A 22630-nucleotide genomic window follows, 5' to 3' on the forward strand; every position below is an offset into this window, starting at 1 on the left:
ATATTAAAGTTTGAAATCTTCACCAAGATAAACTTTTTTAACTGTTTCATCTGCTAATACTTCTTCAGGTGTTCCAAAAGCTAACATATTCCCAGCATTTACAATATAAGCTCTTTCACATATATCTAAAGTTTCTCTAACGTTATGGTCTGTTATTAAAACACCAATTCCCCTATCTTTTAGGTGTCTAACCACTTCCTTAATTTCAATCACAGAAATTGGGTCAACTCCAGCAAATGGCTCATCAAGAAGAATAAATTTAGGATTCATTGCAAGTGCTCTTGCTATCTCAACCCTTCTACGCTCACCACCAGAAAGACTCATTCCTAAACTTTTTCTAATATGCTGAATACTAAACTCATCAAGTAATAATTCTAATTCTTGTTGAATCTGCTCTTTAGATAGTTCTTTTCTTGTTTCTAAAATAGAAACAATATTATCCTCTACACTTAACTTTCTAAATACTGATGCCTCTTGAGGCAAATATCCTAAACCTCTTCTTGCACGTAAGTGAATTGGCATTTCGGTAACATCTTCATCACCCATACGAACTTTTCCACGAGTAGCTTTTACAAGTCCAACAATCATATAGAATGATGTAGTTTTACCTGCACCATTTGGTCCTAACAAACCTACTATTTCACCAGTTGAGACTTTCATAGAAACATTATTAACAACCCATCTAGAGCCATATTTTTTTCCTAATCTTCGCGCCTCTAAAGTATATTTCTCTTCCATAATTCTCTCTTTATCTAATAGACTTGGTTCGCATTTTTAAAGTCTTTATTTATTGGCTGATCAATAATCATATCTTTACCTAAATCTATTTTTGAATCCTCAGATAAACCTTCTAAAACGATTGTAGAACGTCGCTGACTTTTACTTCCAGGTATAGAAATTAAGTCATGTGCCATATCATAATCTATTTCATCACCTCTATAGTCATTACCGCCCTGTGTAACAAAAGCTTTTTTCTTCAAAATCATTTTTTTATTAACAATTGAGTAAACTATTTCTTTACCCTGGCCACCTATAGGACCTTTAAAAGTTTTTTGATAACCCTTCTCATTACCCGTACTCTTTTTTTCAACAGGATAGGAATAAAATTTTGCAAAATTATTATCGTCTGTAATTGTAACTGTTATAGTTTCTATTTTTCTATCTTTTCCAAGCTTAACTATAAGAGACTGACCCGTTATAAAATTACACTCTTCTGTTTGCTCACAAACCTTTTTTGCCTGATCCAACCATAAAGTTTGAGTTTCTGTAAAGTCTTTATCTTTATGCTTATCAAAATAAATATTATTATTTTGATCGTTAGAACTATTACAAAAAACTTGTTTACCCTTTATCTGCATTGCAAAAACTTTGCCTAAATAAGTCAATGTTCCTTTTTTACCATTATAGTCAAGCTTATCTGCACAAATTGTAATAGGACCATAATCATCCATAATATCTTTTTCTGTCGCTGCAGCTACTGAGCATGAAAACGAAACCAAAAAAAATAAAGTGATTAAGATAACCTGTCTACCTAGAAGCATAATAACTCCTAACATCATTATCTATTTTAACTCTTTTTGTATCCGTATTACCCTTAAATCCTACTCCAGTAGTATTATTGCCAGTATTAGGATCATAGATTCTCACTTTATCATCTCCGTAAAAATCATATGTCTGTGGTTTATAAAATATTTCCTCAGTATCTATATGTATTTTTTTAGGAGCTCCATCTTTAGTATCTTCCTCTTCCATATACATAATACTTTTTACATTACCATAAAGCCTTATTATATTAGCTTTATTATCTGGGTCGTCTGAAGTTGCAAAATTTGATTTAACATCCCATTTCTTTTTTTCATTTTCACCATAGGTTTTTGCTCTTATATTTTTAAATGATAAGCTTTTATCAACATATTGTTCTAAATAGTCAGCATCTAAGTAAGTATCTAACTTACCTTCTCCATTATAACTTCCAAAACTATAATCATATGCTTTCATAGTTATAGCTTTTTTATTTGGCGCTGTAACACCTATATGTTTTACACTTTGGAGATATAGAGATATAACTCCAGCAGAAACAACAATAACAAAGCCCAAACTTACAAAAAAAGAATATTTACTATAGAAAAATAATCTCATAATTAAAAAACTAGTTCACCATTATTTATATAGCTTTTAATGACCTCTTCATAAAGACCTTCTTGCTTTAATATAAAATCACAAAGCTCTCTAACAGCTCCATATCCACCCTTACTTGAACAAATGTAGTTTGCAAATTTTTTTACTGCTGAAACACAGTCTGCTGGAGCTGCTGATAGAAAAACCTTATCCATAATAGCAATATCAGGAAGATCATCACCCATATATGCAATATTAGTATCTTTCAAATTATACTTTTCTTTAATTTCCTGATAAGCTTTGATTTTATTTTTTTGACCTTGATATATATCTTCTTTATTAAGCCCTAAACTAGTCAGCCTATTTAAAACTATATTTGATTCTTTCGATGTGATTATAGCTACTCTTATTCCAACTTTTTGTAAAAGAACTATACCCATACCATCTTTAACATTAAAATTTTTGTATTCATCACCAGAGTTAGAAAGCGTTATTTTACCATCGGTAAGTACACCATCAACATCAAGAATCAATAATTTAATTGATCTGAAAACATTTTTACTATAAATATTACTACACATAAAAACAAACTATAAAAAGACATACATCTAGTAAATTTTAGCATAAAAAAGTATGTATGAGAAAAGTAATAGAATAAAAGAATCAGATAGAAATAAATTATTTATAGTTTTTTACAGATTTTAAAATCTCTTTTTTAGCAAATTCAGCATTATCCCAGCCTTCAACCTTCACCCACTTACCTGAATCAAGATCTTTATAATGAGTAAAAAAGTGTTCTATCTTTTGTAATAAAGATTTTGGAAGATCATTTATATCTTTAATATGATCATAATCTTTAGATAGTTTAGGACTAGGGACAGCTATAATTTTAGCATCTATGCCACCATCGTCTTCCATTTTAAAAACTCCAACTGCCCTGCAGTTTATTACACAACCATGAACCAATGGCTCTGGAGCTAAAACTAAAACATCTATTGGATCACCATCATCATATAAAGTATTAGGTATGAACCCATAGTTACAAGGATATCTCATGGTTGTAGACATAAATCTATCAACAACGATCATATTAGAATCTTTACAAAACTCATATTTTACAGGAGCACTAGCTTCTGGTATTTCTATAACAACGTTAAAATCATTTGGAATATCTTTTCCGCAAGGAATATTTTTTAACACGATTATCTCCTTTTATTATTTATTTATGTTTTAATCTATTTGTAATTAAAAATTAAATTCTAGTCTATCACAAAAAATTTTGTATTTATAAGGTATAAATATTAAAATATCGCTGAGATAATATTAATTAGTTTACAAAATTTTAAAATTAATCATTAAAAATTGAGGTACAAAATGACCAAACTTAGAAAATCACTGTTAATTGCTACTATAGGCTTAGGAACATCTATTGCATTTGCAGCTCCAAATATTTCTGCAAATAATCCTGATCCTTACTTTAACGGCGCTGGTACTATTAAGCAAAAAGATATAGTTGTTAAACCTGTAGGGATTGAGCTAGATGTTCCAGCTTGGGTAGCAATGAACTATCGTACTGGTGAAATAGTTAGCGAAAAAAATATGGATGTAAAAAGAGAGCCTGCGAGTTTAACTAAAATAATGACTGCTTATATTGTAGCTAGTGAACTTAAAGCTGGAAACATACATATGGAAGATATGGTTACTATTAGCAGAGATGCTCATAATACTGGCGGCTCAAAAATGTTTGTTAGAGAAGGTGATAGAATTAGTGTGGGCAATCTATTAACAGGTATGATTGTTGACTCTGGTAATGATGCTGCTATTGCTTTAGCTGAATATATTGGCGGCACTCCAGATAACTTTACAACGATTATGAACCAAACTGCTCAAGCTATTGGCATGACAAATACTCATTTTGCTAACCCAGATGGATTACCTGGTGGAGAACAAAGTACTACAGCTCATGATATGGCTTTATTAGCTAGATCATTTATATATAATTTCCCTGATATCTATAAAATTTATGCCCAAAAGTCATTCACTTGGGAAGGCATAAAGCAAAATAATAGAAATAGATTATTATATACTTTTGATGGTGCTGATGGTATGAAAACAGGTCATACTGATGCTGCTGGCTACTGTTTAGTTTCATCTGCTCAACAAGATGGCGAAAGATATATTGCTGTTGTTTTAGGAGCTTCAAGTGAGGCAACTAGAGAACAAGAATCATCTAAGTTATTAAGATATGCCCTAACTAAATTCCAAAATGTTTTACTTTATAAAGCAAACTCTCCAGTATCAATTAGTGCAGATGCTATTTCTGGTGCTAAAAAAGGACAAACATTAACTGTTGCTTCTAGCCAAAATATTTACAAAACAGTTCCTAAAACTTACGTATCATATTTAAGACAAGGTGTAGAACTTTCACCTAATCTTAAAGCTCCTATCAAAAAAGGTGATACAGTAGGTAATTTAGTAATAACTGTAAATAATGGTGAAGAAAAAATCGCTAGCATACCTGTAGTAGCCAAAAATGATATTTCAACAGGCGGCTGGTGGTAATAAAAGGAGATATAATGTCTGAACAACAAAATCAAGAAACTTGCTTCGAATTTCCTTGCCAATTTCCAATCAAAATAATGGCTAACCCTCAAAAAGAAACTGTTAATTTTATTCTTTCAGTTTTTGAAAAACATGTTCCTGAACATAATAAAATTGAGTTTAAAACTAGAGAAAGCAAATCTGGAAAATATATTTCTATAACAGCGACGTTTGAAGCTCAAAGTAAAGAACAACTAGATAATATCTATAGAGAAATTTCTGCTCACCCTGAAATACATATGGTTCTATAACAAGAAGCTAATGAATAATATTATAAAAAGAAATCTTGGCTTAAAAGATTATTCATTAGCATTTGAACAGATGGTTAATTTTACAACCAAGCGTAATAGTTATACTAAAGATGAAATTTGGCTCGTTGAACACCCTCCTGTTTTTACTCAAGGCAAACATGGTAAGCCTGAACATTTAATTAACGCCCATAATATCCCTGTTATACAAACAGATCGTGGTGGTCAAATAACCTATCACGGACCAGGTCAAGCTGTTATATATTTTCTTTTAGATATAAAAAGATTAGGATTAGGTGCAAAAAAACTTGTATCACTAATTGAACAAGCATGTGACAATGTTCTAAAAAAATATAATATCAATACACATCTTATAGATGGTGCTCATGGTATATATGTTAAAAATAAGAAAATAGCTTCTCTTGGATTAAGAGTTAAACAAGGTAAAACTTATCATGGTATTGCTATTAATATAGATATGGATTTAAGTCCTTTTAGTTTTATTAATCCATGTGGATATAGTGGTTTAGAAATGTGTCAAATGTCGGATTTTGAAAAAAATATTTCTATGAATAAAATTCAAGAAGAATACTCTGATGAATTCTTAAAACTTTTAGAATCCATTTAAAAAAGCATAGCCTGAAACTATTGCAAAAATAATATTTAATGTAAGAAAAACCCATCCAACTGAATATCCTTGTTGAATAGAAAATACAGCGTATATACTTAAGCATATACCACAAATAACCATAGAAAGATTACAACTTAAAACAATACCAATACATAAAGCTAGTAAACCACAAAATGCAAATATTCTAGCTAAATTAATACTATTTTTCCCAAAAAAGAAAGTTGCAAAAACAATAGACAAAATCATAAATACTATTAGATTTATTCTATGATCTAAATTTAAAAAAACCAAAATAGCACTTATAAAGGCAATAGCTTGTAACCCTATAAAAAAAGGTTCCTTTTGAATAAGTGCTGACAAAAACAATAATCCCGTAGCACATAAAATTATAATATTTTTAATATTATCATTATGTTCAACTAAGCCAAACATAAAACCAATCAATCCTATAATGCCTAAAAATAAGGCAAAATTATTAATAACTCTTTTTAATAACATTTAAATTACACTCTTCAAAGAACACACTTTATTATACTATAATCACATATTTTCAATGCTATTATTTTCAAGACTTCTTCTGTATAATTAACAAGAAATTATTTTCTTTAAATCTAATAATCATAAGGAGATTTAATAATGGCTAGAAAAAAAATAGCTCTTGTTGGTGCTGGGAATATTGGTGGAACGCTTGCTCATCTTACAATATTAAAACAGCTTGGTGATGTTATATTGTTTGATGTAGTTGAAGGAATGCCTCAAGGTAAGGCGTTAGACCTATCTCAATCATGTCCTGTTGAGGGAGTAGATTTTAAAGTAAAAGGTACTAATAGCTATAAAGATATTGAAGATGCTGACGTTGTTATAGTTACTGCTGGTGTTGCAAGAAAGCCAGGTATGTCTAGAGATGATTTATTAAGTATAAATATAAAAGTTATGCAATCTGTTGGTGAAGGTATAAAACACAACTGTCCAAATGCTTTTGTTATTTGTATAACTAATCCTCTTGATGTAATGGTTAATATGTTACAAAAGTTTTCAGGGTTACCAGATAATAAAATTGTTGGAATGGCTGGAGTATTAGACTCTGCTAGATTTAGAACTTTCTTAGCCGAGGAGCTAAACGTATCTGTTCAGCAAGTACAAGCTTATGTTATGGGTGGTCATGGTGACACTATGGTTCCATTAACAAAAATGTCTAACATTGCAGGCGTATCTTTAGAAAAGTTAGTTGAGCAAGGAAGAATTTCACAAGAGCGTTTAGACTCTATTGTTGCTAGAACTAGAAGCGGTGGTGGTGAAATTGTTGCATTATTAAAAACAGGGTCAGCATATTATGCTCCAGCTGCTTCAGCTATACAAATGGCTGAAAGCTACTTAAAAGATAAAAAAATGATTCTGCCTTGTGCTACAAAAGTAAGAGCTGGCTCATATGGCCTTAAAGAAGATTTATTTATTGGAGTACCAACAGAGATATCTTCTAATGGAGTAAGAGCTATTGAAGTTGAAATCTCTGATGAGGAAAGAAAAAACCTACAAGTTTCTATAGATGCTGTAAAAGAACTTAATGCAGCAGCAGCTAAAATTCTAGCTTAAAAAACTTTCTAAGAAATTACATTTTCCGATAATTCCTTATTCTATCTATATCTTAAATATTAGCAAATAAAGTCAAGTCTAATATTTAACTTTTTAATGTTTTAAATTGAAAAAAAATTGATAGAATTTTAGAATAGCTCAAGACAAACTTTACTAACTTAGTATTGTTATTAATCTTGATAAAAAGTACTTAATATATTTAAGGTAATGTTTTTATGACTAAAGAAAATTATCTTGGTGTTAATATAGATATTTCAAAAGACCAATATCTATCTGAACAAGCTAGACAATTACTTACAAACTATTATTGCTTAAATGGCGAACCTTCTCCACAATATGCGTTTGCTAGAGCAGCTGAAGCCTATTCTTTTGGCGATATGAATCTTGCTCAAAGAATTTATGATGCTGCTGCTAATGGTTGGTTTATGTTCGCGTCACCTGTTTTATCAAATGCCCCTCTACCAGGAGCTAAAGTAAAATCACTACCTATTAGTTGTTTTTTATCTTATGTCCCAGACTCACTTGAGGGACTAATTGAACACTCCTCTGAACTTAGATGGTTATCAGTTAAAGGTGGTGGTGTTGGTGGACACTGGTCTAATATTAGATCCGTATCAGACAAAGCCCCAGGTCCCATACCATTTATGCATACAGTAGATGCTGATATGGTTGCATATAGACAAGGAAAAACTCGTAAAGGTTCATATGCAGCATACATGGATATATCACATCCTGATATAGTTGAGTTTATAAGTCTGAGAGTTCCTACAGGAGATGTAAATAGAAAATGTCTTAATTTACATCATGCCGTAAACTTAACAGATAAGTTTATGGAAGCTGTAGCTAATGATTCAGACTTTAAACTTGTTGACCCAGATGATCATACAGTTAGAGATGTTGTCAAAGCACGTAAATTATGGGAAACACTTTTAGAAACCAGATACCGTACAGGTGAGCCATATTTAAACTTTATTGATACTGCTAATAGAGCATTACCTCAATCTCAAAAAGACTTAGGACTAACAATAAAAGGTTCAAACCTGTGTAATGAAATCCATTTAGTTACAGATGAAACTCGTACAGCTGTTTGTTGCTTATCTTCTGTAAATCTTGAAAAATATGATGAATGGAAAGATACAACTCTTATTAAAGATTTAATAAGATTTTTAGATAATGTATTACAGTTTTTTATAGACCATGCTGGAGATGAAATTTCAAAAGCTAGATATAGCGCCTCTAGGGAAAGAAGCCTAGGATTAGGTGCTATGGGATTTCATTCATACTTACAAAAACATAGAATTCCTTTTGAATCTATAGAAGCTAAAAAAATTAATGATGAAATATTCAGAACTATAAAAGAACAAGCTATCGAAGAAACTTTTATTCTTGGAAAAGAAAAAGGTGAAGCACCTGACATGATTGGATCTGGTCGCAGAAATGCTCATTTATTAGCGATAGCTCCTAATGCAAATAGCTCTTTAATATTAAATACTTCTCCTAGTATAGAACCTTGGAAAGCGAATGCTTTTACATCAAGAACAAGAGTTGGTTCTCACCTAACCAAAAATAAATATTTGGAAGAAGAATTAGAGAAAATTGGTAAAAATATTGAAGAAGTATGGTCTTCTATCATTACTAATGGTGGCTCAGTACAGCATTTAACTTTTTTAAATGATAAAATTAAAGCGGTATTTAAAACTGCTATAGAAATGGATCAAGACTGGCTAGTTCATCTAGGTGGAGAAAGACAAAGATATTTATGCCAAGGACAATCTCTAAATATATTTTTCCCAGCAGGCGCATCTAGAGCTTATTTACATAAAGTTCACTTTAATGCTTGGAAATATGGTTGTAAAGGGCTTTATTACTTAAGAACTGAAACATCTAATAGAGCAGAAAATATTTCTAAGAAAGTTGAGAGAGAGAGATTAGTTGAATTCACAGAGTTACAACAGTCTCAAAGTGAATGTGTTGCATGCGAGGGCTAATAAAAAATTATGAAAGTTAAAATATATACAACTACTAGCTGTCCCTTTTGTATCGGAGCCAAACAATGGCTTAATGATAATAATATTAGCTTTGATGAAGTTAAGTTAGATGATTATCAGGAAAGAATTAACTTTTATGATGAAATGAATAAAAGTGGAAAATTAAAAAAACAGATTAGAACAGTGCCTCAAATCTTTATAAATGATGAACATATTGGTGGATTTGACGATTTAAGAGCTAACGCTGACAGTATCTTAAAAAAGAAATAGGTTAAATTATGGATGTAAAAATTTTCACCAAAACAAACTGCCCTTTTTGTAATTTAGCAAAAAGCTGGTTTGGAGCTAATAATATTCCTTTTACTCAAGTATTACTTGATGATGATACAGAAAGAAAAGCTTTCTATGATAAGGTTAATGAAAATATTCTTTTGATTGAAGAACACATAAGAACTGTCCCTCAAATATTTGTTGGTGATATTCATATTGGTGGCTATGATAAACTGATGGAAAGAGCTGCTGAAGTAATTTCTATGGTTAAAGGATCTTCTTTAACTTCTTTTTCTAAAACTTATAAGCCATTTAGCTATCCATGGGCTGTAGATCTTACAGTCAAACATGAAAAAGCTCACTGGATTGAAGATGAAATAGATTTGTCTGAAGATGTTACTGACTGGAAAAATGGGAAAATTTCAAAAGTTGAAAAAGAGTATATAACTAATATTCTAAGACTATTTACTCAATCAGATGTTGCTGTTGGACAAAACTATTACGATCAGTTCATACCAAAATTTAAGAATAATGAAGTCAGAAATATGCTTGGGTCTTTTGCAGCTAGAGAAGGTATTCATCAAAGAGCTTATGCTCTACTTAATGATACTCTAGGTCTTCCAGATTCTGAATATCATGCGTTCTTAGAATATAAAGCTATGACAGATAAGATTGAATTTATGATGGATGCTGATCCAAATACTTCTCGTGGCTTAGGTCTATGTTTAGCAAAAACTGTATTTAATGAAGGAGTTGCTTTATTTGCATCTTTTGCAATGCTATTAAATTTCCAAAGATTTGGAAAAATGAAAGGTATGGGAAAAGTTGTAGAATGGTCTATTCGTGATGAATCAATGCACGTTGAAGGAAATGCTGCTTTATTTAGAATATTCTGTCAAGAAAATCCTTATATTGTAGACAATAACTTTAAAAAAGAAATTTATCTAATGGCTAGTAAAGCTGTAGAACTAGAAGATAAATTTATTGATCTAGCATATGAGCTTGGCACTATTGAGGGTTTAGAAGCTGGTGAAGTAAAAGAATATATCCGTCATATTACAGATAGAAGACTTACTCAATTGGGCTTAAAAGAAATTTATAATATTGAAAAAAACCCTTTAGGTTGGTTGGAATGGATCCTTAATGGAGCAGACCATACTAACTTCTTTGAAAATAGAGTAACTGAATATGAAGTTGCTGGGTTAACTGGCGCTTGGGATGAAGCATATTAAACACGTTATTTAATTCTTTAAATTTATAAACTGCATCAATGTTTGATACTCCTGAGGATGAACTCCTTTAAAAGTATAAATCTGATAACTAAAACTTATTATAAATATTACTAAAGCAAAGATATTAGCATGAAGCCAGTTAAACTCTTTCTTCCTAAAACTTGGTTCTTTAGTAACAGCTATTCCAATATAGATTCCTAATACAATAAAGTAAAGCAGTCCGGATAAAGAAGAATAAATAATATTATTGATAAAAAAGTAATCTAATGTAAAAGTTATAAATAAATATGCTATATAAATCAAACATGCTTTTTTAATATTTTTCCCAGCATAATAAAATAAGCCAAAAAAGAAACCTAGCCAACTAAAAGTTTTCACATCTACCCTTTTAGCGCCACATACATTACATTTAAAACTAGATTCTTCTATCTCGTTTCCACAATTTATACAATACATAAGAAAACCCTTTAAGAAACTAAATTATAAAATAAAATACTTTTTTGAATTTTCCAATATCAACAACCCAAACTAATGTAGTTTTACCCTGCTCTATTCTAATCTTCTGACGAACGTTATTTACTATTATTATATATTTTCCACTATCTGCAACTTGCTCAAATAATTGAATACTATTAGGCAATAAAAGCCAGCTTCTAAGATCTGCCCTTTTAGGCTCTGTTTTAGATAAATCAAATTTTAAATGATTACCTAGAAGTCCTCCTAATCCTTTAGCATTTTTATCATATGACTGCTTCGCAATCTCAATAAGAACATCTTTTGTAAGTATTCTAGAATATTCCTCTACTAAAGACTTCATAGCATATAAAGTAGTATCCATTAGAATTTCAGTTTGAGTCTCTAATAACTTATTATCTTTTTCATCAGAGATTACAACTTTAACTGGAGATAGAAAATCATAATTTGAAGAATAGAATGGAAAACTAAAATTTATAAGACCTAAATCTCCTAAGTCTAATTTTGTTTTAGTCTTTTGGCGTGCATTTATAAAACTTTGTTCATACAAAACAACTATTCTACCCATACCCATAGGAAAAGGAGATAACTGATGATATACAGCTCTTTTATATTCCATAGCTGTTCTTTCAAGAGACTTATTTCCTAAAGTATATTTTCTTGCGTTATTTATTTCATCTAAAGCAGATTCATAATCTTTAGATGTTGCTTCTATTAGCATTGCTTTTAAATAGTAACTAAGAGGATTACCATAAGCATCTGGAACTCTTTTTGTAAAAGTTACCATACTATTCAAATCATCAAAATACTTTAAACCCAGGGTTTGTGTAGATATTTGATACCTGTTGAAATAGTCTTTTCCTAACTCTTTCATTCCCGCAGCTATCATATCTTGTTCATCAAGCCAGTTTTTAGCATAATCTAAGCCTTTTAAAGTTTCTAATGCTTTCTTTAGATCATGATTTTTAAGATAATTTAAAGACTGATACGTGTACAAAAATGTTATTGAATAATCTGGAATACTATATTTAACCTTATTCTCATAATAATCATAAGTGTCTTTATTTAAAATAACCTCTTTGGCATCATCCTCTATTTGATCATTAGTTTTAGGGATTGTATCTATAGCTTTATTATAAGTTTCTATAGAACTATTAAAATTATCACTTAACTGCTCTAACCTAGCTATTTCCAAATCATCTAATGTCGCTATTTCAGAATTATCTGAGATATTTTTCTTATATGAATCTAATGCTCCTGAAACATCTGCATCTACAACACTTTGTCTAATTGGTTGCATTAATTCAGGATAAGTTGAATTTGTAAAAGGTTTAGCTACTTCTTTTTCAGTATCATCATAGGTACTACAGCTTACTAAAGAAATAAAACTTCCAACATAAAAAATCTTTTTTAAAACTTTCATATAAAACCTAATAATTGTAACACCAATGCCATGGCTCATATATAAAACCATATTCATTATTACGAGGAAAGCTCATTTTAAAACCATATTTATGAGCATTTTTAGTAAGCCATCTAAAAGCCTCTGTTTCCTCAAATTTTTCTGTTAAAACTTCCTCTTCATTTAAAGTTGTGAAATCTATTGCACAACCAGTATGATGCTCACTCATTCCTGGTAATGCATTAACTTTCTTTATTTCTTCTAAAGGGATTCCTTTTGCTAATTTCCTATCTATAATGCTTTGTTGATAATCGTAGCTTCTAAACCCAGAAACAATAAAAAGCTCTATATTCTCTTGTTTAGCTGCTTGATACATCTCTCTCCAAGCTCTTTCAGCATTTTTATCAAGATAGAGATCTCTATTAAAAAAATCTTTACCAACTAGTACAAGGTTTTCTAATCTAGCCTCTTTATATAAAGCAAATTCTACCTTTACCATAAATTCTTCTCTAATTTTAGAACTTTTTCTAAATAGTTTTGGTGCTCAATATTATATTGTTTTTCAGATGAAAGGCATCTTAGATTTACCGCCTCTAGATCAATATCGACTTTAACCTCTGTATTATTCTTTGAATTTTGTAAAGATAGATAGGTCTGTCCTCCTGTCATTGCTAAATAAACATCTGCTAAAAGCTCTGAGTCAAGTAAAGCTCCATGAAATTTTCTATGATCATTTCTTATATGATATCTTTTACATAGAGCATCCAAATTATTTTTTTGTAATGGATGCTTTTTTTTAGCAATATCTAAACTATCTGTTATCTTAGCTACATGACTTTCTAAAATTCCCCACTTATTATTCTTTAATAAGCCAAGCTCCCAATTTATAAAAGGAACATCAAATGCAGCATTATGTATTATAACTTCTGAGCCCTTAAGAAATTCCATCATCTCATCTACTTTCTCACCAAAAGATGGCTTATCAGATAAAAATTCATTAGTTAATCCATGAACAGCTAAGGCTCCTGCTTCAACCTCATAATTAGGGTTACAATAAAAATGTAAGGTTCTACCAGTAAGGCGCCTATCTATAACCTCTACAGCTCCAAATTCAATAATCCTATTTCCAATTTTGAAATCAAAGCCTGTAGTTTCTGTATCTATAAAAACTTGTCTTGCCATTAAAATTTAGAATATAACTCTATGTTATAAATTATAGCAACTAGTATTAAAGCTTAAAAGAAGTATCTAACTTAGGTATGGTCTAGATATATACTGTAAAGTTTATATTTAAATAGTTTTGTGATTCTTTTATGTTTGGACTTCTAGTTGTTAAATTTGCATAATCAAGCCCTAACCATGATCCTTGAAATAAAATATATCTAACCCCAGCACCATAGTTGTAAGCATAGTTATGAGTGTCTTGAAAAACATGCGAATAGTCTATAAATGGAATTAAGCTTCTTCCAAACACTTCTGCTGTATAACTTAAATTCAGCGCCCAGGTAGCAACAGGCCCACCACCACTCATATAATTATCTAAAAGAACGCCTATCCCTGGCTTTATTGATCCAAAAAATGGAGCACCGGCAACATTCTTTGGTGATAATGCTGATGAGTCATTTAATCCTACAACTCCACTATCTGTAATCAAAGCTTCTGTTTCAAAGTTTATTTTTGAATAGCTAAGACCATAATTAATATCAAAAGCTCCAACATTACTATTACCTTTTCCTTTAAATCCAGTAGCATTTGTATAGGCAGCTCCAAAAAATTGATAATCCCCAACAGTTTCCATTTCATATACATACTTAGAGTTTAAACTAAATCCAACACCACTGTTTGTCCCTGCATTTGTCGTTCCTAAATAAGGGAGGCTACTATTAGTACTTAATATAACTCCATTTAAATGTAGTGAATCTGTGTGGTAAGAAATATTTACATTACCCCCAGATTGCATAAAGTATTGTCTAGTCACTGTAGGGACATAGTTTGATACAATATCAAAGTTCCCAAACATGATTGTTGATATCGCAGCATAACCAAAATACGGAGACTCTGACAAATTACCCAATATAAGATATACCGTGTTTGGGTCAAAATTTAGATTATGCTCATCACTAGAATATAATGAAAATCCTAATAGCCCAGTAAACCATGGAGATATCGTTGAAGCTACATAAGCATTCATGAAATAACTAAAACTTTTTGCTGTAGCTCCAGGAGGAACTGGACTCACATCCATCCAGCCAAGAGCAGCTAATTTTCCACCAAAATATATATAGTCATCTTCTAAGATACCTTGCTGCCTTGCCTCCAACATGAATAAAGGATCTCCTGTATCTTGTTGAGTATTTAGCATAGCGTGAGATAGTGTCTCATTTAATTTAAAGCCATTAAAATATTTAAATTTTAAAGAATCTATATCTAACGCTTCATTGACTTTTCTCTGAAAAGCTGTTGTTTGAAGAGCTTTTCTCTCGGTATCAGTAAGAGATTGACCTTCCTGCATTTCCAAACTATCTACTGCTGTTGAAGCATCTTTAGCAGCTGTTTGTATTGTTTCTTTACTAACACCTTTTGCACTACTATCTGCTATCGATGTGTCACTAGAGGCTATTTGCTCTATTTTTTTAGAGGTATTTCCTGTTTGATTATCTACCTCTACTATTGTTTTATTAGAAGTCAGTTGATTAGATTTTTCAGAAATATTTTTTGTATCATTATTTACAGTTGTTGATGAATTATCCTCTTTTACTTTTGTAGAGTTATCTTTTTCACTATTATCAGAATTATTTGCTATTCTGATAAACAATCTTCTTTGAGCATTTGAGTTTAACCTTGCTACTTTATATTCTAATGATCCTTTGGGATAAGTATTATTTACTACTACGCCATCTACAGCATTAATTTCATATGCATTTAGAATTTTAAAACTAAATAATGTAAATAGTAATACAGATAGTATATTTTTAATCATCAGAAATATTTATATCTGTTTTCTTATTTTGATCTTTTGCTTCAACATATTTTACTATATTAACAACTTGTTGATTTGTCAGTGACTCTCCCTCTTGCATTTCGACATCATCTACTGCATTAACTGCATTTTTATCTGTGACTGTAATTTCTTTTCCATTTTCATCAATTTCATAAGCAACTACTAAGCTAATCAAAAAAAATAAAAATAAAAAAGCTCTAAACTGCATTTATTTATAAATCCTTATTTATATAAATATTCTAAAATAGATAGATAATAAGTTATCTTTTTGTACGACATCATTAGCCCTCGCTGTTACATAAGCATAACCAAAACCTAACCATGCGTCTGCAAAAGCGTTATATCTAAAACCTGTGTCAACAGTTGCTCCATAATTTTTAGTATTTTGTTGAATTTGAGAGTAACTGATATATGGAATTAAACTCTTATCATAGAAATCTATTGTATAATCCAATTGCGAACTCCATGAATAAATTCTGCTTCCCCCTGTTAAAAAGCTACTTTGACTAAGTGCTGGAAATATTGAGGAGGTAAAACCCTCTCTCAATTGAAATGATGACGAATTATCTGTAATCTGAGAAACTCCACTATCAGTAAAGACAAATTCATTAATAAAGTTAAATCTATCAACGTTTATTCCAAAGTTAAAATCTACAACTCCTACATTACCATTATTCTGTGTAGCAAAGCCTGAAACGTTTGAGTAGGCAGCTCCTGCATACCAATAATCTCCAACTTGCTCCATATCATGAGTATACTTTAGATTTACAGAATAGCCCAGTTTTGCTGAACCTTCATAAGCATTTGCAACACTTAATAACCCACTATTAGTTGGCCCAAGAAAAACAAAGTTTGCCTGTAATCCATCTCTGTTATATGATAAATTTACATTCCCACCTGACTGCATAAAATACAATCTTGTAAAAGTTTGCATAAAGTTTGATGAAATATCAAAATTACCAAAATTGACAGTTGAAAGAGCCGCATAGGTATAAAAAGGAGATTCTTTTAAATTACCTAAAATAAAATATACTCCTCCTGGAGCAACAGTCCAACTACCATTAGTAGTATATGTTGATAACGAAGCAAAAACAGATGTCCAATCTCCTAGAGTACTTAACAAGTAGTACTCCATAAGATAGTTATTTATTGAATTGAAATCTTGTTCGTTATTTCCTTTTTGAATGCCCCATGTTGGCAAAAAAGCAGCATCTCCACCTAGATATAATGTATCATCTTTTAACAGGCCATTTTGCCTAGATAATAATATAAACAACGGATCCCCAGTTTCTTGTTGAGTGTTCATCATGGCTTGAGATAACACAACATTATTATCAATTCCTCCAGAAAAAAAAGGAACTTGTACTTTGTTAATATTTAGAGTATTTAAAATTGTTTGTCCTATATCAAATGTACTTCCAGGAACTAATGCCTCTCCTTCATACATTTCTACAGTATCTAAAGCAGAAATATTTTCTTTTTCATTTTGTGAATCTTTTTTATCATCCTTTAATAAAACTGCTTCTGTATTGATATCATCTACTTCTGTAGTTTTATTAGATTTAGTTTCCGCATAAACAATCCCTCCAAAAAAGATAAATAAAGTTAATAACTTTAGGAAGAATCTCATTTATACAGCTTTAAAAAATTAAATCACATATATGATATAGATACTTGATCAATTTCTCAATTTTTAGAATAGATAAATAAACTAGAATAGAATTTATTTTATTAGATTTATACAATTATAAATCTTTAGAATGGTCTGCTAGATATTCAGCAACGCCTTTAGGAGATGCTTTCATTCCTTCATCACCTTTATTCCAACCAGCAGGACATACTTCACCATACTGCTCATGAAATTGTAATGCTTCTACCATTCTTATAACTTCATCCATGTTTCTCCCTAAAGGTAGATCATTAACTACTTGATGGCGAACAACACCTTCTTTATCAATCAAGAAGGTTCCTCTATAAGCCATACCGCCTTCAGCTTGAACATCATAATCTTTTACTATAGTTTGTGCAATATCAGCTACCATTGTATATTTAACTGGTCCAATTCCACCATCATTAACTGGAGTATTTCTCCAAGCATTATGTGTAAAATGAGAATCAATAGATACAGAAATAACCTCTACTCCAAGCTCTTTTAATTTAGCAGTTCTTTTATCTAATGCTATAAGCTCAGAAGGACATACAAAAGTAAAATCTAGAGGATAAAATACAATTACTGCATATTTACCTTTAGTTTCTGCTGCAAAATCATAGTTATCAACTATTTCTCCATTACCCAAAACTGCTGGAGCATTAAAAATAGGTGCTTTTTTACCAACTAATACCATAACAAACCTCCTGTTAATTAATATGTTTTGTCTATTTTTATTTATACCAAATTAGTATATTTAAATTGTGCTAATAAATCTTTAGTATGTCAACATTATATAAACTATTTAAACATAAACAGCCATATCTAATGTAATCGTATTTGTAGATTGTCCATTATATAGTTTCTGGTAAGAGTATTCTGGACCAAATAGTACATTATTATCAAAATATGCCCTCTGAGCTGAGAAAATTAATTGATTTGACATACCTATACCATTAGTTACATTATCTCCAATAACTGGTGATGAAAGCTTCATTGGAATATTATTAGCATTATATGTTTGTCCATAACTTACGTTAAAGTTAGTATTTCTACCAGCTAACTTCTGAGCATAGTTAGCCTGGATAGTCCAAGCACCTGCATAAGTATTACTTATGCCATTATATTGAGAACTAGTATTAGTTGTCTGAGCCCAACCAGCACCAACCTGGAATAACCCTGGAAGGATATTTGATAATGCTAAGTTAATATCTGAGTTTACAACACCTACTCTAGCAGTATCTGTTATATTATCAAAATTACGTGTACCAGCTCCCCTGCCATTAAAAATGTATCCAGCATTAAAACCTAAAGCCAAGTATTCATTAACTGGAGCAGCATAAAAATATGCTAATGAAAAATCTGCATCAGTAGAACTTGTATTTGTATTTTCTGCACCAAAAACCGCAATATTAAAGTTATGTCTTTCATTTTTATAATTTAATGAAACGTTTGTTACGTTACCTGGAGAGAATAAGTTTTTCGTAATACCCGCTGTTAATGGACCACCACCACCAAACGATCCGACAGAAAGTTTATTTCTACCTGCCGTTACAAACCATGGGGAAGTATCTAAGTTACCAAATATAACAAAAGCATTACCAACATTGAAATTATCCGCACCATCGGCATCGAAGTCAAACTGAGCTGTAACATAATGTCCTAAATTTGATAGGAAAAATAATTTAGCTGAATTTAAATAAATATTTTGCCCATTAGCACTACGATTATTTTTTCTTGTTGGTATTTGAGATCCAAACCATACTTGAGCATCGGCCTCAATAAATCCACCAAAGAAAACAGAATAATCATCAAATTTTCCTCTTTGCCCTAATAATGTTGAAGCAAAAAGGTTTGAGCTAATTTGTCCTATTGGAATAGAGTTGTTACCAGAGAATGAACCTAAATAAGAAACCTGACCTTGAGTTGTGATAGGCGCAGCTTCTGAAACATCAATCCCGCCTTTACTATTTATAATACTGCTAGAAATAGTATATTGAAAAAAGTCTTCATTAGCAGCATCATCAATAACACTACCATCTGGAGCACCTTTTAATATTTTATCTATTCCTATATCCTCTTCAGGACCAACTTTAGAACTATAAGTTACAAAACCTTCTGTATTGCTAGTCGCTGGAGGTATCCCAAAATTAGCTCTCGGATCTGTTTCTTTATAACTATTAATTTCACCTTGTAACTCTTGGATTTGCTTTTGCAACTCCAAAAGTACTTTTGTATCAGCATCAGTTAAGTTATCTGTACTTTTTTGATTTCCTTCATTAGCATAAACACTGCTAATTAAAAAAAATCCTAAAAAAAATAACTTAACTTTAGATAGCTTCATTATAAATTTCTCTTCTATTTAATAAGGCCTGACTTAGGATTTAAGATAAGTTTAGAATTTTTATCTTTCTTATCAAAATCAAACATATTCAATATATTATTTGAATATTTATCATTACTATATTCACCAACCGAATCCAAATTCCAGTTATATTCAATAAATTTAAGAACTGATGTTTGATTTAATTGTGTATGATCAACATAATTAACTTTTGAATATGGTGATATAACTAACATCGGTAATCTTGGACCATAGCCTTTTCTACCAGGTATATCACTAAATTGTGACTTAGGACTATAAACATGATCATAATCACCATCTGAATCATCGTAAATAATCACTATCGCTGTGCTATCCCATTCTTTTGACTTTTGAATCTTATTTATAGTTTTAACTAACCATTCTTGTTCATCTAAAGGATTAGAATAACCTCCGTGACCGTCTTGATATCCTGGTGGTTTTAAATATGATACTGCAGGCATATTACCATCTTTAACAGCTTTCCAAAATGCCTTAACATCATACTGGTGATTAGCCTGATCACTACTTCCTATATAACTATCTTCTGATGGAGCTAGATGATGTGGATTAGATGTATCTTTCCAATAGTTAAATGGCTCATGATGAGGGATATAATCTCTAGATTTAACACCATATCTATTCTTACTCATAGAGTTACATATAGCTATCTCTCCATCATAATCAGTTGGAGCAAAACCACCTTGGAACCATCCCCAAGTTATTCCAACATCATTTAATAGGTGCCCAACATTCTTACCATCAGTAATTTGTGCCACTGCAGTAGATGCACTACCAGATTTACTAGAACCATAAGAACAATCATCATAATATGGATTTGGATCATCTATAATATAACCATTCTCTAAATCTTCGCCATTATCTGTCGGAGTGCTAGCCGGCCCATTAGCACCAGCTACTAAATTTAATGCTCCTGGAGTAGATGGGCCAAAAGTTGTACCATAAGTATTATCATTTAGCGCAAAGTTTTGAGCATAGTTCCATAAAGCTGTAACAGTATTACCATCATAGTAACCCATAACCTGCCCTTCACAGCTTTGCTTATAATCATCACTATCATGCCCACTATTCTCTACGAATAAATTCATTAGCCCACCATTAAAGGAGGCTATTTCAGCATAGTACTCATGATTTTGTGAACATGGTTGAAAGTCCCTATCTAGCCTATAAGGATTTTTAGAATTAGGATTTTTCTTTAATAACTGCTCAGTTAATCCATTAACTGCTGGAGTATCTTTTTTTGCAACAAATGGAGGTTCTCCATCTGGATTTAACGCATTTGGATATACTCCAAAATATCTGTCAAATGAATTGTTTTCTTGAAAAATAATTACCAAATGTTTTATTGGTGTTTTTGTTTGCAGGCTACTAGCATTATTAAATAGTTTCTTTTCTATTACAGGTAAATCACCATAATCATTCGGCTTTTGATTATTTATTTCAACTGCAAAAGCATTACCTACCAAGCTCAAACTTAATAATGATAATGTTATTTTATTTAATTTCATCAATTCTCCTCTTCACAAAATGAAAAGCTAAATAATATAAAATTGGCTAGGCATAATTATAGCTTTCAACAGAATAACATATTTTTAGCTGTTTATACTAAAAATTAAATACTTAGATAACAAAAATGTAGATTTAAATATTAGGATTATAACAATATAATTTTAGTATCAATCTTATTATATAACTGAGATTTACTAATGCTCCTAATTAATAAAAATACTAAACTTTTAATATTTGATTGTGATGGAACTATTGCAAATAATATGCCCATTCACATAAATGCTTGGGAAACTGTTTTAATTAATCATAATTTACATATAACTACTGAAAACTTAGATAACTTTCATGGAATGCCTAGTAGATATATATTAAAACATTTATATAAACACCTTAATGATTTAGAAATTAATCATATCGCTAATGAAATAGCTTCTTATACTAATAAAAATATCGACAAAGGAATAGCTATAAAACCTGCTATTGAGATTATAAATAAATATTATAATCATAAGAAGATGGTTGTTTTGTCTGGTGGTACAAAGAAAAATGTCTTCAAGACACTTGATGCTCTTGGGATAACCAACCTATTTAATGAAATAATTACTGCGGATGATGATCACCCTTCTAAAAATACTACAGAAGCATTCACTTTAATTGCTGATAAATATGATATTCCTTATCATGAGTGTCATGTATTTGAAGATGGGGTTCCTGGCTTAATTCATGCATTAAAAGCTGGAATGACTGTTACAGATATGAGAACAATCGATTTATAAAGACTTATTTTTTATAGTTAAATAAGTTGCAACACTTATTGCAAACATATAAGGGATAACAAATGAATCAACTATTGTTATAAAAATATTTTGTAAACTAACTCCTAATGAATTGCTTGTAAACTCCATATTCTGTAACAAATATATAAATCCATATGTAAGAATTGGTTTTACAAGAATTAAAGCAAACACTATAAAAGCAAGACTAATCATATAAAATAAATTTGATCTAATTGCATTAAAATTATTCAAAATTGATTGAAAAACACTTTCATTACCCAAAATAACTGCTGGTAATACTGTTAAAAATACTAAAGTCGCAATGTATATCCCCAAATATTGAAGAAATGCTGAAAGTAACGTTAATACTATCATTGACAATAAAAAAGCTCCTATAAAAGGAAAAACTCTTTTAGAAAAAATCTGTAAAGATATTTTTACCGAATCAAAAGCTTTTAATTCATTTTCTTTCATCAACAATCCTTGAACAAGAGCTATCATCCCATAAACAAAAATAGTTGAGAAAATGATAATTATAAAAATTCCTACTAAAACTCCTCCTGGTGGAAGACTTTCTATATTTTTACCACCACTTTGAACATACTCATATAATCCATGGTTCATCAAATAAACTGTACTATATTCAGATATGAAAGATAACATAAATGCTAATATAAAAGTTACTTTAAATGCTTTCTTATAAATACTATTTGCAACTGAGAGTGTTTCTCTAAAATTTAAATCATTCATAATTTA

Annotated in this window: 25 protein-coding genes; 8 read left to right on the forward strand and 17 right to left on the reverse strand. The window is 30.6% G+C overall.

Features of this window, described 5'->3' with window-relative positions; translation table 11 throughout:
• Nucleotides 1–3: 3 nt before the first annotated feature.
• The 5 genes from lptB to ppa form a co-directional block, all read right to left on the reverse strand.
• A complete protein-coding gene (lptB, locus tag KX01_RS07530) occupies nt 4–738 on the reverse strand; it encodes an LPS export ABC transporter ATP-binding protein (RefSeq protein ID WP_071664401.1) in 735 nt (244 codons plus the stop codon).
• A 14-nt stretch (nt 739–752) separates the two neighbouring features.
• Complete coding sequence (locus KX01_RS07535; protein WP_071664402.1) at nt 753–1541, reverse strand: LptA/OstA family protein; 789 nt, start codon at nt 1539–1541, stop codon at nt 753–755.
• A complete protein-coding gene (gene lptC, locus KX01_RS07540; RefSeq protein ID WP_071664403.1) occupies nt 1528–2139 on the reverse strand; it encodes an LPS export ABC transporter periplasmic protein LptC in 612 nt (203 codons plus the stop codon). Before lptC ends, KX01_RS07535 begins: the two co-directional genes overlap by 14 nt.
• A 2-nt stretch (nt 2140–2141) precedes the next feature.
• Nucleotides 2142–2699 (reverse strand): KdsC family phosphatase, encoded by a 558-nt coding sequence (locus KX01_RS07545; protein ID WP_071664404.1) that lies wholly within the window; start codon nt 2697–2699, stop codon nt 2142–2144.
• Between the two features lie 97 nt (nt 2700–2796).
• Complete coding sequence (gene ppa / locus KX01_RS07550; protein WP_083578916.1) at nt 2797–3318, reverse strand: inorganic diphosphatase; 522 nt, start codon at nt 3316–3318, stop codon at nt 2797–2799.
• A 174-nt stretch (nt 3319–3492) separates the two neighbouring features.
• On the opposite strand from ppa, the gene KX01_RS07555 reads away from it, so the two are divergent.
• The 3 genes from KX01_RS07555 to lipB are packed head-to-tail and all read left to right on the forward strand — an operon-like array spanning nt 3493 to nt 5595.
• Nucleotides 3493–4680, forward strand: coding sequence for a D-alanyl-D-alanine carboxypeptidase family protein (locus KX01_RS07555; RefSeq protein ID WP_071664406.1), 1188 nt, complete (start codon nt 3493–3495; stop codon nt 4678–4680).
• 14 nt (nt 4681–4694) lie between these two features.
• Entirely contained in the window at nt 4695–4970 is a 276-nt protein-coding gene (locus KX01_RS07560; protein WP_071664407.1) for an HP0495 family protein, read from the forward strand.
• 10 nt (nt 4971–4980) lie between these two features.
• Nucleotides 4981–5595 (forward strand): lipoyl(octanoyl) transferase LipB, encoded by a 615-nt coding sequence (gene lipB, locus KX01_RS07565; RefSeq protein WP_071664408.1) that lies wholly within the window; start codon nt 4981–4983, stop codon nt 5593–5595.
• Here lipB and KX01_RS07570 read toward each other — a convergent pair.
• Nucleotides 5581–6096, reverse strand: coding sequence for an MFS transporter (locus tag KX01_RS07570; protein WP_071664409.1), 516 nt, complete (start codon nt 6094–6096; stop codon nt 5581–5583). The two genes, lipB and KX01_RS07570, sit on opposite strands and share 15 nt — an antisense overlap.
• A 138-nt stretch (nt 6097–6234) precedes the next feature.
• On the opposite strand from KX01_RS07570, the gene mdh reads away from it, so the two are divergent.
• From mdh to KX01_RS07590, 4 genes are all read left to right on the forward strand, one after another.
• Entirely contained in the window at nt 6235–7191 is a 957-nt protein-coding gene (gene mdh / locus KX01_RS07575; protein ID WP_071664410.1) for a malate dehydrogenase, read from the forward strand.
• 215 nt (nt 7192–7406) lie between these two features.
• A complete protein-coding gene (locus tag KX01_RS07580; RefSeq protein WP_071664411.1) occupies nt 7407–9179 on the forward strand; it encodes a ribonucleoside-diphosphate reductase subunit alpha in 1773 nt (590 codons plus the stop codon).
• A 9-nt stretch (nt 9180–9188) separates the two neighbouring features.
• Nucleotides 9189–9449, forward strand: coding sequence for a glutaredoxin (locus KX01_RS07585; protein ID WP_071664412.1), 261 nt, complete (start codon nt 9189–9191; stop codon nt 9447–9449).
• Nucleotides 9450–9457: 8 nt separating this feature from the next.
• Entirely contained in the window at nt 9458–10681 is a 1224-nt protein-coding gene (locus KX01_RS07590; protein ID WP_408606601.1) for a ribonucleotide-diphosphate reductase subunit beta, read from the forward strand.
• Between the two features lie 9 nt (nt 10682–10690).
• On the opposite strand, the gene KX01_RS07595 is transcribed toward KX01_RS07590, so the two are convergent.
• The 10 genes from KX01_RS07595 to KX01_RS07640 form a co-directional block, all read right to left on the reverse strand.
• Nucleotides 10691–11137 carry a hypothetical protein gene (locus KX01_RS07595; RefSeq protein ID WP_071664414.1) on the reverse strand — a complete coding sequence of 149 codons (447 nt, stop codon included), beginning with the start codon at nt 11135–11137 and terminating at the stop codon, nt 10691–10693.
• Nucleotides 11138–11156: 19 nt separating this feature from the next.
• Complete coding sequence (locus KX01_RS07600; RefSeq protein WP_071664415.1) at nt 11157–12578, reverse strand: hypothetical protein; 1422 nt, start codon at nt 12576–12578, stop codon at nt 11157–11159.
• 7 nt (nt 12579–12585) lie between these two features.
• Nucleotides 12586–13056 carry a M15 family metallopeptidase gene (locus KX01_RS07605; protein WP_071664416.1) on the reverse strand — a complete coding sequence of 157 codons (471 nt, stop codon included), beginning with the start codon at nt 13054–13056 and terminating at the stop codon, nt 12586–12588.
• On the reverse strand, nt 13050–13739 hold the full coding sequence (gene dnaQ, locus KX01_RS07610; protein ID WP_071664417.1) for a DNA polymerase III subunit epsilon: 690 nt from the start codon (nt 13737–13739) through the stop codon (nt 13050–13052). Before dnaQ ends, KX01_RS07605 begins: the two co-directional genes overlap by 7 nt.
• Nucleotides 13740–13821: 82 nt before the next feature.
• A complete protein-coding gene (locus KX01_RS09555) occupies nt 13822–15537 on the reverse strand; it encodes a hypothetical protein (protein WP_232223324.1) in 1716 nt (571 codons plus the stop codon).
• Nucleotides 15530–15766: a hypothetical protein gene (locus KX01_RS07620; protein ID WP_071664418.1), complete on the reverse strand. Its 237-nt coding sequence runs from the start codon at nt 15764–15766 to the stop codon at nt 15530–15532. The genes KX01_RS09555 and KX01_RS07620 overlap by 8 nt, the downstream gene beginning before the upstream one ends.
• Nucleotides 15767–15784: 18 nt before the next feature.
• Entirely contained in the window at nt 15785–17188 is a 1404-nt protein-coding gene (locus KX01_RS07625; RefSeq protein ID WP_232223325.1) for a hypothetical protein, read from the reverse strand.
• A gap of 115 nt (nt 17189–17303) precedes the next feature.
• Nucleotides 17304–17903 (reverse strand): peroxiredoxin, encoded by a 600-nt coding sequence (locus tag KX01_RS07630; RefSeq protein ID WP_071664419.1) that lies wholly within the window; start codon nt 17901–17903, stop codon nt 17304–17306.
• Between the two features lie 108 nt (nt 17904–18011).
• Nucleotides 18012–19550, reverse strand: coding sequence for a DUF3573 domain-containing protein (locus tag KX01_RS07635; protein ID WP_071664420.1), 1539 nt, complete (start codon nt 19548–19550; stop codon nt 18012–18014).
• Nucleotides 19551–19564: 14 nt separating this feature from the next.
• Complete coding sequence (locus KX01_RS07640; protein ID WP_071664421.1) at nt 19565–21097, reverse strand: alkaline phosphatase family protein; 1533 nt, start codon at nt 21095–21097, stop codon at nt 19565–19567.
• A gap of 198 nt (nt 21098–21295) precedes the next feature.
• Here KX01_RS07640 and KX01_RS07645 point away from each other — a divergent pair, with 198 nt between their 5' ends.
• Nucleotides 21296–21874 (forward strand): HAD family hydrolase, encoded by a 579-nt coding sequence (locus tag KX01_RS07645; protein WP_071664422.1) that lies wholly within the window; start codon nt 21296–21298, stop codon nt 21872–21874.
• Here KX01_RS07645 and KX01_RS07650 read toward each other — a convergent pair.
• Nucleotides 21869–22624 carry a hypothetical protein gene (locus tag KX01_RS07650; protein WP_071664423.1) on the reverse strand — a complete coding sequence of 252 codons (756 nt, stop codon included), beginning with the start codon at nt 22622–22624 and terminating at the stop codon, nt 21869–21871. The two genes, KX01_RS07645 and KX01_RS07650, sit on opposite strands and share 6 nt — an antisense overlap.
• Nucleotides 22625–22630 lie beyond the last annotated feature (6 nt).

Origin of the sequence: Francisella frigiditurris (genome assembly GCF_001880225.1) — a bacterium.
GTDB classification, from domain to species: Bacteria; Pseudomonadota; Gammaproteobacteria; order Francisellales; family Francisellaceae; genus Francisella; species Francisella frigiditurris.